This is a genomic window from Streptococcus mitis, from assembly GCF_023109105.1.
GTDB lineage: Bacteria > Bacillota > Bacilli > Lactobacillales > Streptococcaceae > Streptococcus > Streptococcus mitis_BW.
The window spans coordinates 1-17,412 of sequence record NZ_JALDTZ010000020.1 but is presented as its reverse complement, the minus strand read 5'-3'; the positions used below and the strand labels follow the sequence as shown (position 1 = coordinate 17,412).

Annotated in this window: 12 protein-coding genes and 1 pseudogene; 6 read left to right on the top strand and 7 right to left on the bottom strand. The window is 39.8% G+C overall.

Features of this window, described 5'->3' with window-relative positions:
* Nucleotides 1–28 precede the first annotated feature (28 nt).
* On the bottom strand, nt 29–475 hold the full coding sequence (gene argR, locus M1F37_RS09180) for an arginine repressor (protein WP_247935567.1): 447 nt from the start codon (nt 473–475) through the stop codon (nt 29–31).
* A gap of 135 nt (nt 476–610) precedes the next feature.
* Here argR and argS point away from each other — a divergent pair, with 135 nt between their 5' ends.
* The 6 genes and pseudogenes from argS to cas1 form a co-directional block, all read left to right on the top strand.
* On the top strand, nt 611–2,302 hold the full coding sequence (gene argS / locus M1F37_RS09175; RefSeq protein ID WP_247935566.1) for an arginine--tRNA ligase: 1,692 nt from the start codon (nt 611–613) through the stop codon (nt 2,300–2,302).
* Nucleotides 2,303–2,679: 377 nt separating this feature from the next.
* Entirely contained in the window at nt 2,680–2,925 is a 246-nt protein-coding gene (locus tag M1F37_RS09170) for a hypothetical protein (protein ID WP_023943963.1), read from the top strand.
* Between the two features lie 320 nt (nt 2,926–3,245).
* Entirely contained in the window at nt 3,246–4,262 is a 1,017-nt protein-coding gene (locus M1F37_RS09165) for an NAD(P)H-dependent glycerol-3-phosphate dehydrogenase (RefSeq protein WP_247935565.1), read from the top strand.
* Between the two features lie 21 nt (nt 4,263–4,283).
* A complete protein-coding gene (galU, locus tag M1F37_RS09160; protein ID WP_247935564.1) occupies nt 4,284–5,183 on the top strand; it encodes a UTP--glucose-1-phosphate uridylyltransferase GalU in 900 nt (299 codons plus the stop codon).
* Between the two features lie 485 nt (nt 5,184–5,668).
* On the top strand, nt 5,669–9,847 hold the full coding sequence (cas9, locus tag M1F37_RS09155) for a type II CRISPR RNA-guided endonuclease Cas9 (RefSeq protein WP_247935563.1): 4,179 nt from the start codon (nt 5,669–5,671) through the stop codon (nt 9,845–9,847).
* A pseudogene (cas1, locus tag M1F37_RS09150) lies at nt 9,847–10,224 on the top strand (type II CRISPR-associated endonuclease Cas1); the annotation flags it as partial. The gene cas9 and the pseudogene cas1, both read left to right, overlap by 1 nt.
* Before the next feature lie 258 nt (nt 10,225–10,482).
* Here the strand turns inward: cas1 and M1F37_RS09145 are convergent.
* From M1F37_RS09145 to pbp1b, 6 genes are all read right to left on the bottom strand, one after another.
* The gene (locus M1F37_RS09145; protein ID WP_247935562.1) at nt 10,483–11,160 is read right to left on the bottom strand and encodes a rhomboid family intramembrane serine protease; all 678 of its coding nucleotides are present in this window, start codon (nt 11,158–11,160) and stop codon (nt 10,483–10,485) included.
* Complete coding sequence (locus M1F37_RS09140) at nt 11,144–11,683, bottom strand: 5-formyltetrahydrofolate cyclo-ligase (protein WP_070526278.1); 540 nt, start codon at nt 11,681–11,683, stop codon at nt 11,144–11,146. The genes M1F37_RS09145 and M1F37_RS09140 overlap by 17 nt, the downstream gene beginning before the upstream one ends.
* 11 nt (nt 11,684–11,694) lie before the next feature.
* Nucleotides 11,695–12,825, bottom strand: a complete 1,131-nt coding sequence (locus M1F37_RS09135; RefSeq protein WP_247935561.1) for an N-acetyldiaminopimelate deacetylase — start codon at nt 12,823–12,825, stop codon at nt 11,695–11,697.
* 67 nt (nt 12,826–12,892) lie between these two features.
* The gene (gene dapD, locus M1F37_RS09130; protein ID WP_049511636.1) at nt 12,893–13,591 is read right to left on the bottom strand and encodes a 2,3,4,5-tetrahydropyridine-2,6-dicarboxylate N-acetyltransferase; all 699 of its coding nucleotides are present in this window, start codon (nt 13,589–13,591) and stop codon (nt 12,893–12,895) included.
* Between the two features lie 228 nt (nt 13,592–13,819).
* Complete coding sequence (locus M1F37_RS09125; RefSeq protein WP_247935560.1) at nt 13,820–14,731, bottom strand: DMT family transporter; 912 nt, start codon at nt 14,729–14,731, stop codon at nt 13,820–13,822.
* 81 nt (nt 14,732–14,812) lie between these two features.
* Entirely contained in the window at nt 14,813–17,284 is a 2,472-nt protein-coding gene (gene pbp1b, locus M1F37_RS09120) for a penicillin-binding protein PBP1B (protein ID WP_247935559.1), read from the bottom strand.
* Between the last annotated feature and the right edge of the window lie 128 nt (nt 17,285–17,412).

The following is a 17,412-nucleotide window of genomic DNA, read 5'->3' as shown; positions in this document are numbered from 1 at the left end:
ATAAGTCTTGAGAGCAACTCCCAAGACCTTACTTATCTTTCATCAAATCTAGCAAACGATCTTCCATGAGTTTGGCAACGTGCTGGTCTCGACAAATGACCAATAAGGTATTGGCACCAGCAACTGTTCCTAAAATCCATTCATCCTTGTTTGCATCTACAATATTTGCCAAAACAGAGGCTTCTCCCAATTTGGTATGAAGCACCAAGGTGAACTCTGCTCTTGCAACACCTTCTAAATGATGAGACAAAAATTCCACCAAATCAATCTTTTCTGTCTCATTTGCTAGTACATAATACACCATATCATTTTTCTTGACCTTGGTCAAGCCGATTTCGCGCAAATCACGAGACAAGGTTGTCTGCGTCACAAAGACACTATGGGCCTCCAACCGATCTTGAATTTCTTTTTGTGTACTTAATTTCTCCTCAGTAATCATTTTTTTTATTAACTGATGACGATCTCTTTTTCTCATAAAATCCTCTTATATGTATATTTATAACTAATTTTATAACTATATTATACCAAAAAAACAGGAGATTTCAAAAATTTTTTCTTCTTTCTTTAAAATTGTGATAAAATAGTAGAAAAGTCCAAAAAGGAGCTCTTAATGAATACAAAAGAATTGATTGCTAGCGAGTTGGCTAGCGTCATTGATAGCCTGGACCAAGAGGCTATTTTAAATTTACTGGAAACCCCTAAAAACTCAGAAATGGGAGACATCGCTTTCCCTGCTTTTTCTCTTGCAAAAGTCGAACGTAAAGCACCTCAAATGATTGCTACTGAACTGGCCGAAAAAATTGACAGCCAAGCCTTTGAAAAGGTTGTTGCAACGGGACCTTACGTTAACTTTTTCCTTGATAAATCTGCCATTTCTGCTCAAGTATTGCAAGCTGTTATCACTGAAAAAGAACACTATGCTGACCAAAACATCGGCAAACAAGAAAATGTTGTTATCGACATGTCTAGTCCCAATATCGCTAAACCATTCTCTATTGGTCACCTACGCTCAACTGTTATCGGAGATAGCTTGTCACATATTTTCCAAAAAATCGGTTATCAAACGGTCAAGGTCAACCATTTGGGAGACTGGGGTAAACAGTTTGGAATGCTGATTGTTGCCTACAAAAAATGGGGCGACGAAGAAGCTGTAAAAGCTCATCCGATTGATGAACTTCTTAAACTCTACGTTCGCATCAATGCTGAAGCTGAAAATGACCCTAGCTTGGATGAAGAAGCACGCGAATGGTTCCGTAAACTTGAAAATGGAGACGAGGAAGCTCTCGCACTTTGGCAATGGTTCCGTGATGAAAGTTTGGTGGAATTTAACCGCCTTTACAATGAATTGAAGGTTGAATTCGACAGCTACAACGGAGAAGCCTTCTACAATGACAAGATGGATGCAGTTGTAGATATCCTTTCTGAAAAAGGACTTCTTGTTGAGTCAGAAGGAGCCCAAGTTGTCAACCTTGAGAAATATGGAATTGAACATCCAGCTCTTATCAAGAAATCTGACGGGGCAACCCTCTACATCACACGTGACTTGGCCGCTGCCCTTTACCGTAAAAACGAATATCAATTTGCTAAATCTATCTATGTCGTTGGTCAAGAACAATCTGCCCACTTTAAACAACTCAAAGCAGTCTTGCAAGAGATGGGATATGACTGGAGTGACGACATTACTCACGTTCCTTTTGGTTTGGTGACAAAAGAAGGGAAGAAACTCTCTACTCGTAAAGGAAATGTCATCTTGCTAGAGCCTACTGTTGCAGAGGCTGTTAGTCGTGCCAAGGCCCAAATCGAGGCTAAAAATCCTGAACTTGAAAACAAAGATCAAGTAGCCCATGCTGTTGGGGTTGGAGCCATTAAATTCTATGACCTCAAGACCGACCGTACAAATGGGTATGATTTTGACTTAGAAGCCATGGTATCCTTCGAGGGTGAAACTGGACCTTACGTTCAATATGCCTACGCTCGTATCCAATCTATCTTACGCAAAGCGGATTTCAAACCAAAAACAGCTGGTAACTATAGCTTGAATGATGCTGAAAGCTGGGAAATCATCAAACTCATCCAAGACTTCCCACGTATTATCAATCGTGCGGCAGATAACTTTGAACCTTCTATCATTGCTAAATTTGCAATTAGCCTGGCTCAAGCCTTCAACAAATATTATGCACATACACGCATCTTGGATGAAAGTCCAGAACGCGACAGCCGTCTAGCCCTTAGCTACGCAACCGCAGTCGTTCTCAAAGAAGCCCTTCGCTTACTTGGAGTAGAATCACCAGAGAAGATGTGATTCAGTACTAACAATTGGAACTAAAGTTCCTAATTGTTAGACGCTAGCCACTTTTATGCGGACTAGCTAACTGCCTCACTAGTATTGTAATAGAAATAATATCGATTTCTATTACAATACGTCGTAACTTGAGACACTTGCCTAAACGCTTTACTAATTCACCAATCCAAATAATATTGATTTGGTTAGACTCATGTCGTAATCTTTTAATTACTTGATTGTAAAGCAGTCTAAGTAACTAACACCCAATCCTATACAAAATTTGGTTTAGAGGCCTATTCAAAATCTTATCAAGTTTTGCTGATTTATTCTGCTATTTTAGGTCCACTAAATCAATGTATTCACTACTACTTCTTTATCATACAGGGAGATATCCTATGAGCCAATATGCCTATGTCCTCGTTGTGATTAGCTTGGTATTCCTTTTTCTGCTCAATAAGTACGAGAAGGAAAGACTTCAAAGACTCTACCAAGAACAACTGTTGAAGGATGAAACATTTAGGGCTGACATCAAAGAAAAAATTCACACAACTGAAAATATCAATGATGTCATTGCTTATATCAATAAAACTTATCATCTGGGAATGTTACTATCAAAAGACATTACAGATCAATTGAAATAAACCGAGCTATTCTTTAAGGAATATCAAAACCGAGACTGAGAGTTTATTGCTTAGGCTCGGTTTTTGTGTATTTTTCAAGTAATACTCTTCGAAAATCTCTTCAAACCACATCAGCGTCGCCTTACCGTAGATATATGTAACTGACTTCGTCAGTCTTATCTACAACCTCAAAGCAGTGCTTTGAGCAACCTGCGGCTAGCTTCCTAGTTTGCTCTTTGATTTTCATTGAATATAACAAAGCCACACACCCCAGCAATGCAAGTGCAAAATCCTCTAGAATATGATAGAATAATGGAAAGGACTCTATTAAGGAGGAAATCATGGAAAAACAAACCGTCGCCGTCTTGGGGCCTGGTTCTTGGGGAACTGCCCTTTCACAAGTCTTAAATGACAATGGACACGAGGTACGTATTTGGGGAAATCTTCCCGAGCAAATCAATGAAATTAATACCTATCATACTAACAAACACTACTTTAAAGATGTCGTTCTAGATGAAAATATCCATGCCTATACTGACTTAGCAGAGGCATTGAAAGATGTAGATGCGATTTTATTTGTTGTCCCAACAAAAGTGACACGACTTGTTGCCCAACAAGTTGCAAAAACCTTAGACCATAAGGCAATTATCATGCACGCATCAAAGGGATTAGAACCTGACAGCCATAAACGATTATCAACCATCCTTGAAGAAGAAATTCCTGAACAGCTCCGCAGTGATATCGTCGTTGTTTCAGGTCCTAGTCATGCAGAAGAGACCATTGTGCGTGACCTGACTTTAATCACTGCTGCTTCTAAAGACTTACAAACAGCTCAATACGTTCAAGAGCTCTTTAGTAATCACTACTTCCGACTTTATACCAATACGGATGTTATCGGAGTTGAAACTGCTGGCGCTCTTAAAAACATTATTGCTGTCGGTGCTGGAGCTTTACATGGTCTGGGATTTGGTGATAATGCTAAGGCAGCCATCATCGCTCGAGGCTTAGCAGAAATTACCCGCCTAGGAGTAGCACTCGGAGCTAATCCATTGACCTATAGCGGCTTATCTGGTGTGGGAGATTTAATCGTAACAGGAACTTCCATCCACTCTCGTAACTGGAGAGCTGGAGATGCCCTTGGTCGTGGAGAATCCCTAGCTGATATCGAAGCCAATATGGGCATGGTAATTGAAGGAATCTCAACGACTCGAGCAGCCTATGAACTAGCGCAAGAACTTGGGGTCTATATGCCAATTACGCAGGCCATTTACCAAGTTATCTACCACGGAACCAATATCAAAGATGCCATTTATGACATCATGAACAATGAATTTAAAGCAGAAAATGAGTGGTCTTAACCCTCTAAAGAAAGGATTCTTATGTCATCAAAAGTTAGAAAGGCAGTCATCCCTGCCGCTGGACTCGGGACTCGATTTTTACCAGCAACCAAAGCACTCGCTAAAGAAATGTTGCCAATTGTGGACAAACCAACTATCCAATTTATCGTAGAAGAAGCTCTTAAATCAGGTATTGAAGATATTCTGGTTGTCACTGGTAAATCAAAACGTTCTATTGAAGACCACTTTGACTCAAACTTTGAGCTTGAGTACAACCTCAAAGAAAAAGGCAAACATGACTTGCTAAAATTGGTAGACGAAACAACTGGCATTCGCCTTCACTTTATCCGTCAAAGCCATCCTCGTGGTCTTGGAGATGCTGTTTTACAAGCTAAGGCTTTTGTAGGAAATGAACCCTTCGTTGTCATGCTAGGTGACGACCTAATGGATATCACAGATGACCATGCTGTTCCTTTGACAAAACAATTGATGAACGATTACGAGACGACTCACGCATCAACCATTGCTGTCATGCCTGTAGCTCATGAAGACGTTTCATCATATGGAGTCATTGCTCCTCAAGGAGAAGGAATCAATGGACTCTATAGTGTTGAAACTTTCGTAGAAAAACCAGCTCCAGAAGATGCTCCAAGTGATCTAGCTATTATCGGTCGTTATCTGCTCACACCAGAAATTTTTGATATTCTCGAAAAGCAAGCTCCTGGCGCTGGAAATGAAATCCAGCTTACCGACGCTATTGATACGCTTAATAAAACACAACGTGTTTTCGCCCGTGAATTTACAGGAGCTCGTTACGACGTTGGGGATAAGTTTGGCTTTATGAAAACATCTATTGACTACGCCCTCAAGCACCCACAAGTCAAAGATGACTTGAAAGATTACCTCATCCAACTAGGAAAAGAATTGGCTGGGGAGGAATAACAGAATATTCCATATAAAAAGAACTAGGATAGTTAATTATCCCGGTTCTTTTTATTTTAGAACATCTATAATCTAAAAAGAAATCTATATTTCTTACTTACTCTACTTATATTTTATGAAAGCACAACGATATTATTTGTTTTTTAACAAGAATGCGGCTACAATAAGTTTGTATAATAAAATAAAAAGCACCGAATCGGTGCGCACTTTTTCAAGTTGTGTACGGACAAAGCCTTATTTTAACTTGCTGTGTTGTTTCGAATAGTTCCAACACTTGTATTGTATACTTTTCTATTAAAAATTGCAAGGAGAAATTGTTATAAAATAGAATAACACTTCATTTTATAAGATTAAAAACTTACACATTGAAAACGTTTTACAATTTCTTGATTTTAATAGTCAAAAGATATATAATTTAGCTAAAGTTAATATATTAGCGTTTACTAATAAGAACTTAAAGAGTATAACCCAAAGGAGAAATCTAAATGAGCAACAAACCTTACTCTATCGGACTTGATATCGGAACAAACAGTGTCGGATGGGCCGTCATTACGGATGACTATAAGGTGCCATCGAAAAAGATGAAAGTTCTGGGCAATACTAATAAACATTTTATCAAAAAAAATCTGATTGGAGCTTTATTATTTGATGAAGGGACTACTGCTGAAGATAGACGTCTAAAACGAACCTCGCGCCGTCGCTATACCCGTCGAAAAAATCGTCTTCGCTATCTTCAAGAAATCTTTTCTCAGGAAATAAGCAAGGTGGATAGTAGTTTCTTTCATCGATTAGATGACTCCTTTTTAGTTCCTAAGGATAAAAGAGGAAGTAAATACCCTATTTTTGCTACCTTGGAAGAAGAAAAAGAATATCACAAGAAATTTCCAACTATCTATCATTTGAGAAAATACCTTGCGGACTCAAAAGAAAAAGCTGACTTGCGCTTGATCTATCTAGCATTAGCTCATATGATTAAATATCGCGGGCATTTTTTATACGAAGATACATTCGATATTAGAAACAATGATATCCAAAAAATATTTAACGAGTTTATAAGCATTTACGACAACACTTTTGAAGGAAGTTCACTTAGCGGACAAAACGCACAAGTAGAAGCAATTTTTACAGATAAAATCAGTAAATCTGCAAAGAGAGAACGCGTTCTAAAATTCTTTTCTGATGAAAAGTCCACTGGTTTGTTTTCCGAATTTCTCAAGTTAATTGTAGGAAATCAGGCTGATTTTAAAAAACATTTTGACTTAGAAGAAAAAGCCCCACTACAATTCTCTAAAGATACCTATGATGAGGATTTGGAAAACTTACTCGGACAAATTGGAGATGACTTTGCAGACCTTTTCCTAGTTGCTAAAAAACTCTATGATGCCATTCTTTTATCAGGAATCTTAACTATTACAGATCCTTCAACCAAGGCTCCATTATCAGCATCTATGATTGACCGCTATGAAAATCACCAAAAAGACTTGACTGCTTTAAAACAATTCATCAAAACAAATCTTCCAGAAAAATATGATGAAGTTTTTTCTGACCAATCTAAAGATGGATATGCTGGATATATCGATGGTAAGACCACTCAAGAAGCATTTTACAAATACATCAAAAATCCTCTCTCTAAACTCGAAGGAGCAGATTATTTCCTTGATAAAATTGAACGTGAAGATTTCTTGAGAAAACAACGCACCTTTGATAATGGTTCTATTCCTCATCAAATTCATCTTCAAGAAATGAATGCCATTATCCGTCGACAAGGAGAACATTATCCATTTCTGCAGGAAAATAAAGAAAAGATAGAGAAAATCTTGACCTTCCGTATCCCTTACTACGTTGGCCCATTGGCTCGTGGCAATTGTGATTTTGCTTGGCTTACTCGAAATTCTGGCCAAGCAATTCGCCCCTGGAATTTTGAAGAAGTTGTTGACCAAGTAAGATCTGCAGAAGACTTCATCAATAAGATGACTAACTATGATTTGTATCTTCCAGAAGAAAAAGTTTTGCCTAAGCATAGTCTGTTATATGAAACATTTGCTGTCTATAATGAATTAACAAAAGTAAAATTTATTGCAGAAGGATTGAGAGACTATCAATTCCTTGATAGTGGACAGAAGAAGCAAATTGTCACTCAATTATTCAAAGAGAAAAGGAAAGTAACAGAAAAAGACATCATACAGTTTCTACACAATGTTGACGGCTACGATGGAATCGAACTAAAAGGGATTGAAAAACAATTTAACACCAGTCTTTCTACTTATCATGATTTACTCAAAATTATCAAGGATAAAGAGTTTATGGATGATGTTAAAAATGAAGCAATTCTTGAAAATATCGTCCACACGCTAACTATCTTTGAAGATCGTGAGATGATTAAGCAACGCCTTGCTCAACATGCCTCTATCTTTGATGAGAAAGTTATTAAAGCACTAACTCGTCGACATTATACTGGATGGGGAAAACTCTCTGCTAAGTTGATTAACGGCATCTATGATAAACAAAGTAAAAAAACAATCCTTGATTATCTGATTGATGACGGTAAGAACAATCGTAACTTTATGCAGTTAATCCATGATGACGGGCTTTCTTTCAAAGAAATTATCCGAAAAGCTCAAGTGGTTGGTAAGACAAACGATGTGAAGCAAGTTGTCCAAGAACTCCCAGGTAGTCCTGCTATTAAAAAGGGAATTTTACAAAGTATCAAGCTTGTCGATGAGCTTGTCAAAGTTATGGGGCACGCTCCCGAGTCCATTGTGATTGAGATGGCACGAGAAAATCAGACAACTGCCAGAGGGAAAAAGAATTCCCAACAAAGATATAAACGCATTGAAGATGCGCTAAAAAATTTAGCACCTGGACTTGATTCAAATATATTAAAAGAACATCCAACAGATAATATTCAACTTCAAAATGACCGTCTCTTCCTTTACTATCTCCAAAATGGGAAGGATATGTACACTGGGGAACCTCTTGATATCAACCAACTAAGCAGCTGTGACATTGACCACATCATCCCTCAGGCCTTTATAAAGGACGATTCGCTCGATAACCGTGTCCTGACTAGTTCAAAGGATAATCGTGGTAAATCCGATAATGTTCCAAGTTTAGAGATTGTTCGAAAAAGAAAAACTTTTTGGCAACAATTATTGGATTCGAAGTTAATTTCCGAACGTAAATTTAATAATTTAACTAAAGCTGAACGAGGTGGTTTGGACAGGGAAGATAAGGTTGGCTTTATTAAACGTCAATTAGTTGAAACACGGCAAATCACAAAACACGTTGCACAGATTTTGGATGCTCGCTTCAATACAGAAGTGACTGAGAAGGATAAGAAGGACCGTACCGTCAAAATCATCACTTTAAAATCCAATCTAGTTTCCAACTTCCGTAAAGAATTTAGACTATACAAGGTACGGGAAATCAACGACTACCACCACGCGCATGATGCCTATTTAAATGCAGTAGTTGCTAAAGCTATCCTTAAGAAATATCCTAAACTAGAGCCAGAATTCGTCTATGGTGACTATCAAAAATACGATCTTAAGAGATACATCTCCAGAACCAAAGATCCTAAAGAAATTGAAAAAGCCACTGAAAAGTATTTCTTCTACTCAAACTTGCTGAACTTCTTTAAAGAAGAGGTGCATTACGCAGACGGAACCATCGTAAAAAGAGAGAATATCGAATACTCCAAGGATACTGGAGAAATCGCTTGGAATAAGGAAAAAGATTTCGCTACAATCAAAAAAGTTCTTTCACTTCCGCAGGTGAATATTGTGAAGAAGACAGAGGTGCAAACACATGGTCTAGATAGAGGTAAACCTAAAGGATTGTTCAATTCTAATCCATCTCCTAAACCTTCAGAAGATAGTAAAGAAAATCTTGTTCCAATTAAGCAAGGGCTTGACCCACGAAAATACGGTGGTTACGCTGGTATTTCTAACTCGTACGCAATCTTAGTTAGAGCTATTATTGAAAAAGGAGCGAAAAAACAACAAAAGACAGTGCTTGAGTTTCAAGGTATCTCTATTTTAGATAAAATAAATTTTGAAAAGAACAAGGAAAACTATCTTCTTGAAAAAGGATACATAAAAATTCTATCAACTATTACTTTACCTAAATATAGTTTGTTTGAGTTTCCTGATGGTACGAGAAGAAGACTAGCAAGTATTCTATCAACAAACAATAAACGAGGAGAAATTCATAAAGGTAATGAATTGGTCCTCCCCGAAAAGTATACGACTCTTTTGTATCATGCTAAGAATATTAATAAAACACTTGAACCAGAACACTTAGAGTATGTTGAGAAACATCGAAATGATTTTGCTAAACTTTTAGAATCTGTACTTGATTTTAACGATAAGTATGTAGGTGCATTAAAAAATGGAGAAAGAATCAGACAAGCATTTATTGATTGGGAAACAGTTGATATCGAAAAGTTATGTTTCAGTTTCATTGGTCCAAGAAATAGTAAAAATGCTGGTTTATTCGAGTTAACTTCACAAGGAAGTGCTTCTGATTTCGAGTTCTTGGGAGTAAAAATTCCACGCTACAGAGACTATACACCTTCATCACTCCTCAACGCCACCCTTATCCACCAATCCATCACTGGCCTCTACGAGACTCGGATTGACTTAAGCAAACTAGGAGAAGACTGATGGGATGGAGAACCGTTGTTGTCAATACACACTCTAAACTCTCCTACAAGAACAACCACTTGATTTTTAAAGATGCCTCTCGGACAGAGTTGATTCACCTGTCCGAGGTGGACATCCTGCTTTTGGAGACAACGGATATCGTTCTCTCCACTATGCTGATAAAGCGCTTGGTAGATGAAAATATTCTGGTCATCTTTTGTGATGATAAACGCTTGCCAACAGCCTACTTAATGCCTTACTATGGTCGACACGATTCCAGTTTGCAACTCTCTCGACAAATCACATGGTGCGAGGAGGCTAAAGCACAAGTTTGGACTACCATTATTGCACAAAAAATTCTCAATCAAGCTTTTTATCTGGGAAGGTGTGGTTTTTATCCCCTGACGTTGAATTTTCGCGACACAAGTTTTAGAGCTGTGTTGTTTCGAATGGTTCCAAAACTCTCAGCAACCGCCTCAGCAAACATATGTGGTTTTAGAGCTGTGTTGTTTCGAATGGTTCCAAAACTTTACTAAGCTTCATAAATCCAACAATCTAGTTTTAGAGCTGTGTTGTTTCGAATGGTTCCAAAACACATTAAAAGCTACTCATTTTTTAAGTAGCTTTTTTTCTTATTCACGTTTACACATTAGTTCTCACATTCCCATTCCCTTGTAGAGAAGCAAGACTGCGAGTCCTACGAATAACACTACCGCTCCTAACCTCTGGCTGGTACTATACATCCGTCTTTCTCCTCGAACTGGAAAGATAACTGCTAGAAATGCGCCACCAACTGCACCTCCGATATGGCCAGCTAGGCTGATTCCTGGAATCAGAACACTTCCAATAATGTTAACCACAAAAAGTGTCAGATAAGATTGCCCTAGCTGTTGGATATAAGGATTACGCGTTGCATAGCGAAGAATGATAATCGCAGCAAATAGCCCATAAAGAGAGGTAGAGGCTCCTGCTGCTAAGGATTTGGGACTAAATACAAAAACAAAGAGATTGCCCATCATTCCTGATAAAAGATAGAGAAAGAAAAACTTCTTGGATCCGAAAATTTCCTCTACTTGCCTACCAAGATAATAGAGCGAAAGCATATTAACAATGAAATGCTCCCATCCAATATGAACAAAAATGGCAGAAAAGAGACGCCAAATCTGCTCAGGAAAGAGGCGAATAGCTGGTCCATACATAGCTCCAAATCGAAATAAGGTATCCGCCCTGTCAAAGTCTCCACCTGTAGTCACCAGCATTAATAGAAACACCAAGGCCGTCGCTAAGAGGAAGAAACTCGTCACAGGGTAACGTCTATCAAAGATTTCCTTCATCAATTAAAACCTCCTGAACAGGAATATCATGATTTTCAGGCATGAATTGCTGAACTTGACAAGGATAAACCGTACTCAAAGTATGACCAGAAAAATGTTCCAGATAGCGGTCATAATAACCTCCACCGTATCCAATCCGATATCCTTCCGTCGTAAAAGCCAGACCAGGAACATGAATCAAATCAATCTGAGAAGCATCCACTACTTCCAAATCTCCCTGTGGTTCCAGTAATCCAAAGGAAGTTTTTACCAACTGCTGTGGATCATAGACCACAAAGTCCATGCGCCCCTTGGGATAGGTTTTGGGTATCAGAACCTTCTTGCCGTCCTTCAGCGCCTGCTCAATCAGTTCCTGCGTTTGAAACTCATGAGAAAAAGAAAGATAGGTTGCGATGACCTCGGCTTCTTGGTAGAAGGGGTGTTGTAAAAGTCGTTCGGTTAAAGCTAGATCCAAAGTAACTTTTTGAGTTCGAGGGATAGCCTTCATTTCGTGCAAGACTTGCTTCCGTAATTCCGATTTCATAGACAACCCCTCTACTCTGCTGCCTTCTTTTTCAGGAAACTAGAGACCGCGTCCACCCCAATGGCTAATGCTTCTTCCTTGGGACTCATCTGAGGATGATGAAGGGCGTAGGGACTATCGATACCTAGCCAAAACATAACGCCATCAACTTTTGAAAGGAGATAACCAAAGTCTTCACCTGTCATAGCAGGTTCGATATCAATCAACTCAATTCCGTCTTTTTCTTCAAAGAAATCCATCAGTTCACGCGCCAAGGCTGGATTGTTCTCAACAGGTAAGTATCCACCTTGTTTGAGTTCCACTTCTACTTCCATATCAAAGGCAGCTGCAACACCTTCTGCAACTGTTTTAACCCTTTTTTGCACCCAAAGACTCATGTCCTGCGTCAAGGCCCGAATAGTTCCATGCAAAAAGGCTGTGTCTGTGATGACATTGTTGGTGGTTCCAGCTTGGAAAAGACCAAAGGTCACTACTGCTCCCTCGATTGGATTAACATTGCGGCTAACCACTGACTGTACTTGGGTCACAAAGTAACTAGCAGCTACCAAGGCATCATTAGCTTCATGTGGAAAGGCTGCGTGGCCACCTTTGCCTTTGAAACGGATCTTCACCTCGCAAGTCCCTGCAAAAAGTGTATGAGTATTGGTCGCAATCTGACCAACCTTCAAATCTGGCCGAACATGAAGCCCATAAAACTGGTCTGGCAACCAGTCTCCAAAAGCGCCATCCTCATACATGAGCATGCCACCAGCTTCATTTTCTTCAGCAGGTTGAAACAGAAAGAGCAGATTGTTCTTTGGTTGCTCCTCAAGGGCTCGCTCAAGACAGCCTAAAGCAATAGTCATGTGGAAATCATGGCCACAAGCATGCATACGATCTTGATGCAGAGAAGCGAAGGGCAGGCCTGTTTGTTCGACGATAGGCAGGCCATCAATATCTGTTCTCCAACCAATGGTCCGCTCTGGCTGACTTCCCTGTAAATAGACCAAAATCCCTGTCCGCCAAGTACGAACTTGAACAAACTCCTTGCCCGCAGTCAATTTCTCAATCACATCCAGCAGATAAGCCTGAGTCTTGAACTCCTCTAAGCCAATCTCTGGAATCTGGTGCAAATCTCGTCTAGTCTGAATCAAATCTAACATCTATCTATCCTCCGATATAGCAGAAAGAGGCTGGAAGAAGGGTTCCGCCTCTTTATTACTTTTACAATTACAAGGTACGAAGCGCATCCTCTAGCGCTGTTTTTTGTTGGGTTTGGGCATCAATCTCTTTGATAATACGAGCTGGAACACCTGCTACTACCACGTTTTCTGGGACATCTTGGGTAACAATAGCTCCTGCCGCAACGACTGAACCACTACCGATTTGGACTCCTTCGATAACTACTGCATTGGCACCGATGAGAACATTGTCTCCAACACGGACTGGTTCTGCGCTAGCTGGCTCAATCACACCTGCAAGAACCGCACCTGCACCAACGTGACTGTTTTTCCCAACGATGGCACGGCCACCAAGGATAGCCCCCATGTCAATCATAGTTCCTGCACCAATTTCAGCACCGATATTGATAACAGCTCCCATCATGATAACAGCATTGTCACCAATTTCAACTTGGTCACGGATAATAGCACCTGGTTCGATACGAGCATTGATAGCACGTTTATCTAGCAAAGGAACTGCAGAATTACGAGCATCTTGCTCGACAACATAATCTTGATTTTCTACCAAACCATCGAGAAGAGGAGCCACATCTTTCCAGTCTCCAAATAGGACATTTCCTAGTTTAACAACAGATCCAGGTACAGCGGTTGCGAGTTCTCCCTCAAAGGTTACTTTAACACTGGTTTTCTTTTCAGCATTGGCGATAAATTGGATAATTTCTTGAGCGTTCATTTTTGTGGCAGTCATAGGCGCCTCCTAGTTCATTTTAATGATACCTATTCTACCAAAAAAGGCCTCAAATTTGAAGCCTTTTTGTTTGTTTTTAGGTATGATTTTTAGGGATGTGAGATAAAACGTGCTGTCGGTAAAAGCAAGCCCCTACCGATACAACCTAAAAACACTCTTCACAACTATCTCCCCGTGTTTTATTGACTATTCTAGTATAGCACACTTTTAGAATTAAGAAAAGACTTTTTATTTACTTTCTTTCGCTTCTTCTACCGATAGGAAAATCATAGGCAAAATAATCAAGGTCATAGCTAGAAGGAGGGACCAATCCACTACCAATCCTAAAAATAAAACACTCAAAAGGGCAGAAGAGAGAGGTTCACTGGCACTGATAACGGAAACCACCAAAGGAGAAACCAAGGAAACAGCCTTCATGGAAATAAAAAAGGCAAAAGCCGTTCCAAAGAAAGCGATAATGAGACAAATCAAGATACTCCAAATATCAAGAGTAAAGGAAAGCTGGTAAACCGGCGAGAGGACATTGCTAAATAAACCTGCCAAAATCATCCCCCACCCAACCGTGGGTACAAACCCATAACGCTTAGCAAAAGGTTGAGGTAAGATAACATTAAACATGACCCCCATGGCACTCAGCAGACCTGTTATAAGAGCTAGCGGTGTCATGGATAACTGAGAGAGATCCCCCTTTGTCGCCATCAAGCAAACACCCAGCATGGCAACCAAAACATAGAAAATAGCGCTTTTTGACGCTCGTTTTTGATAAACCAAACGATTGTAAAAGAGGATAAAGACAGGGCTAATAAACTGTAAAATAGTTGCTGTCGCTGCATTTGAGTATTCTACACAGAGATAGAAAAAATACTGAACTGAAAAAATACCCAAAATAGCATAGACTAAAAAGGGCAGGTAATTTTTCTTATCTCGCCAAATATCTAGCACTTGCGATTTTAATTGCACTGCAGACCAAATGAGCACAAGACTCCCTGCCAGTGTCAAACGCATAGAGGTAATCCAGCCAGAGGACACTTGATAATGAGTAAAGAAATATTCTCCTAAAATTCCACAGATTCCCCAGATTAAGCCGGATAGGAGCGAATAAATGGTTCCTTTAACAATCTTTTTCTGATACTGATTCATACCTTTATTGTAACACGAAAGGAAAAAAGAAAAAGTGGCAATCCATTGATTAGCCACTTCATTTAGAAAAGTTTAAAGAACTTATCGTCTCGTCGTTGAAGAAGAAGGTCTAGTAGCGCTTGAATTGCTACTATTGTTAGAACTGCTATTCGAACTAGTACTTGAACTAGAAGGAGTTGGCAATGTGCTAACGATACTTGACCAAGCGTTTTGGTAATCTGCTTCACTTCCTCCAATAGCAAAGTGATAGCTTGTTGTAGGAGCTCCCGCTTTATTAGCCCAATAGCTCGTTACAGTAGAACCTGAAAGATCAACTGTTTTTCCATTAACGGACACTTTGCCTGGCTTCTGCCCTGTAGATCTGAGAACCTGAGATTGAGTCACACTAGAATCAAGACTAAAGCGTTCATTGCCCCAAACACCAGGCTCAGCCTGTTGGATAGCATTGACTAAGTAAGCCATATATTTGGCATTTCGATAATGCCCAGCACCCTTAGCCATTGGGCGGTTGTCATCATGCCCTAGCCAACCACCTAGAGTCAATCTTGGTGTCGAAAGCATGAGCCACATATTTTCGTCTTCATTGGTTGTACCAGTCTTCCCAATCCAGTCTGCACGAGCTAAGCTTGAATTGATAGAAGTCAAGTCTGTTTGGAAACTTGAAGTGATTCGGGATGAAATCACCTCACGAAGCAAACTCTGCATAATCGTTGCTGTTGCCTTCGAGTACACTTGAACTGGTTTGTCTTGGAATTCATAGATTACTCTACCATCAGATGATTCAATCTTAGAAATCACATGTTTCTGATGGTAGACACCGTTATTAGCTAGTGTCTGATAACCATTTGTATGCTGGGCAACTGTGACTTCAATCCCACCACCCATAGGCAGACTTTCGATACCGTACTCCGGAATCTCGTAACCCATTTTCTCCATGTAACCCTTGACATCTACACCCTTCTCACGAAGCATGCGATAGGTCCAATAGGCTGGGATATTCCATGAATAGTTCAAGGCTTCACCCAGAGTCATCATGCCTGTACCTGGACTGTTCACATACATGATAGGATTGCCATTAGAGAATTTTGTCGGATAATTTGACAAGATACTAGCGCTTCCCATCAAACCTTGGTCAATGGCAATACCGTAGGCCAGCAAAGGCTTGGTTGTAGAGGCTGGCGAACGCTTGGTATCAAAGGCGTGATTGTTTTGGTTTGTCTGGTAATTACGACCACCAACGAAGCCTAGAACAGCCCCCGTTTTATTGTCCATCAAAACATTCCCTACTTCAGGCTGCCCAGTCGAATCATCTACCAAACGACCGTAGTTAGCAACTGCATTTTGCATGGCGTTATGGATTTTTTTATTGATCGTTGTAGTGATTTTGTAGCCACCATTACTGAGTTCCTGCTCAGCACGCTCATGATATGCCTTTTGAATCGCTTCCTTTTTCAACTCTTGACTAGAGACATTGTCCTGCTGAATTAAATAATCATACATACGATCTGTTGCTTCAGACATAGCCGTAAAGTAAAGGTAATCTCTTGAAACAGCATTGACAGTTCCTGATGGCAAAAAGTCTTGTTTGAGATTGTAATCCTTGTACTGGTCGTATTCTTCCTGAGTCAAGGCACCCGTACGGTACATATTATAGAGAACATCCTTAGCTCGTTTCAAACCAAGCTCTAAATCTTCATCACTCTTTAACTCTCCAGTATTTTCATAAGGTGAATAAGTAATCGGACTCTGTGGCAAACCTGCTAGGAAGGCAGCTTGGGGAATACTCAACTTGTTGGCATCGATACCGAAAATCCCTTCAGCAGCTTGCTGGGCACCTGCAATATTCTGCCCTTTATGATTTCGACCAAAGGGAGCAACGTTGAGATAGGTGGTCAATATTTCATCCTTACTCATGTTGCGTTCCAAGGCAAGGGCATCAACAATTTCTGTAGCCTTACGAGCCAAAGTCGGAGCATCTCCAACCACTTGTTGTTTGATTAACTGTTGGGTCAAGGTCGAGCCCCCGCTAGATGAGCCCAAACCTGCAAAGGTTCCCAAAGTCGCCCGAATCACAGCTTTTGGCACAACCCCATTATGTTCAAGAAAATGTTCGTCCTCAGTTGCAACGATAGCCTTTTTGAGATTGTCCGATATTTCCTCAGATGAGACAGAAGTTCTCAGTAAATCACTCTCGATAGAAGCAATGACACTCCCATCTGCGTAAACAATTTCTGAGATGGAAGAAATATGTTTAACCTGCTTGACCAAGTCCTCCGATTGGGGGACCTTGGCTTTATCAAACAAAGCAACCCCATAACCAAGAGCTACACCAGCACCAAAAAGCCCACCGATAAAGCCTAGAATAAAGAGAGTATTCAAAATCCCCTTAATAGCAACTAAAATGCCACCCAGGATAGACAGGATTTTCCTACCTGTCACATCCGACTTCTTCTCTTCTGAGACTTTCTCTGATTTTTTATGATTTATTTTTGATTTTACTAGCTGGAAAAATTCCAGCATTTTTTGTTTTAATTCATTTAATTGATTTTGCATGGATTTCCTCACTCTATCTATTATACCATAAAAGGTAAACTTTCAATAAAATGCTAAATTCCCAAACTAAGTTCCATCGCTAATTCAAGTGGAAGTTAGTCTGATAAAAACCCTAAAAACCAGTGGCA

What these genes read in the sequence shown, in the direction of transcription:
- argR (WP_247935567.1), bottom strand. Translation starts at nt 475, where the DNA reads ATGAGAAAAAGAGATCGTCATCAGTTAATAAAAAAAATGATTACTGAG.
- cas9 (WP_247935563.1), top strand. Translation starts at nt 5,669, where the DNA reads ATGAGCAACAAACCTTACTCTATCGGACTTGATATCGGAACAAACAGT.
- M1F37_RS09165 (WP_247935565.1), top strand. Translation starts at nt 3,246, where the DNA reads ATGGAAAAACAAACCGTCGCCGTCTTGGGGCCTGGTTCTTGGGGAACT.
- M1F37_RS09140 (WP_070526278.1), bottom strand. Translation starts at nt 11,683, where the DNA reads ATGAAATCGGAATTACGGAAGCAAGTCTTGCACGAAATGAAGGCTATC.
- pbp1b (WP_247935559.1), bottom strand. Translation starts at nt 17,284, where the DNA reads ATGCAAAATCAATTAAATGAATTAAAACAAAAAATGCTGGAATTTTTC.
- M1F37_RS09135 (WP_247935561.1), bottom strand. Translation starts at nt 12,825, where the DNA reads ATGTTAGATTTGATTCAGACTAGACGAGATTTGCACCAGATTCCAGAG.
- dapD (WP_049511636.1), bottom strand. Translation starts at nt 13,591, where the DNA reads ATGACTGCCACAAAAATGAACGCTCAAGAAATTATCCAATTTATCGCC.
- argS (WP_247935566.1), top strand. Translation starts at nt 611, where the DNA reads ATGAATACAAAAGAATTGATTGCTAGCGAGTTGGCTAGCGTCATTGAT.
- M1F37_RS09145 (WP_247935562.1), bottom strand. Translation starts at nt 11,160, where the DNA reads ATGAAGGAAATCTTTGATAGACGTTACCCTGTGACGAGTTTCTTCCTC.
- galU (WP_247935564.1), top strand. Translation starts at nt 4,284, where the DNA reads ATGTCATCAAAAGTTAGAAAGGCAGTCATCCCTGCCGCTGGACTCGGG.
- M1F37_RS09170 (WP_023943963.1), top strand. Translation starts at nt 2,680, where the DNA reads ATGAGCCAATATGCCTATGTCCTCGTTGTGATTAGCTTGGTATTCCTT.
- M1F37_RS09125 (WP_247935560.1), bottom strand. Translation starts at nt 14,731, where the DNA reads ATGAATCAGTATCAGAAAAAGATTGTTAAAGGAACCATTTATTCGCTC.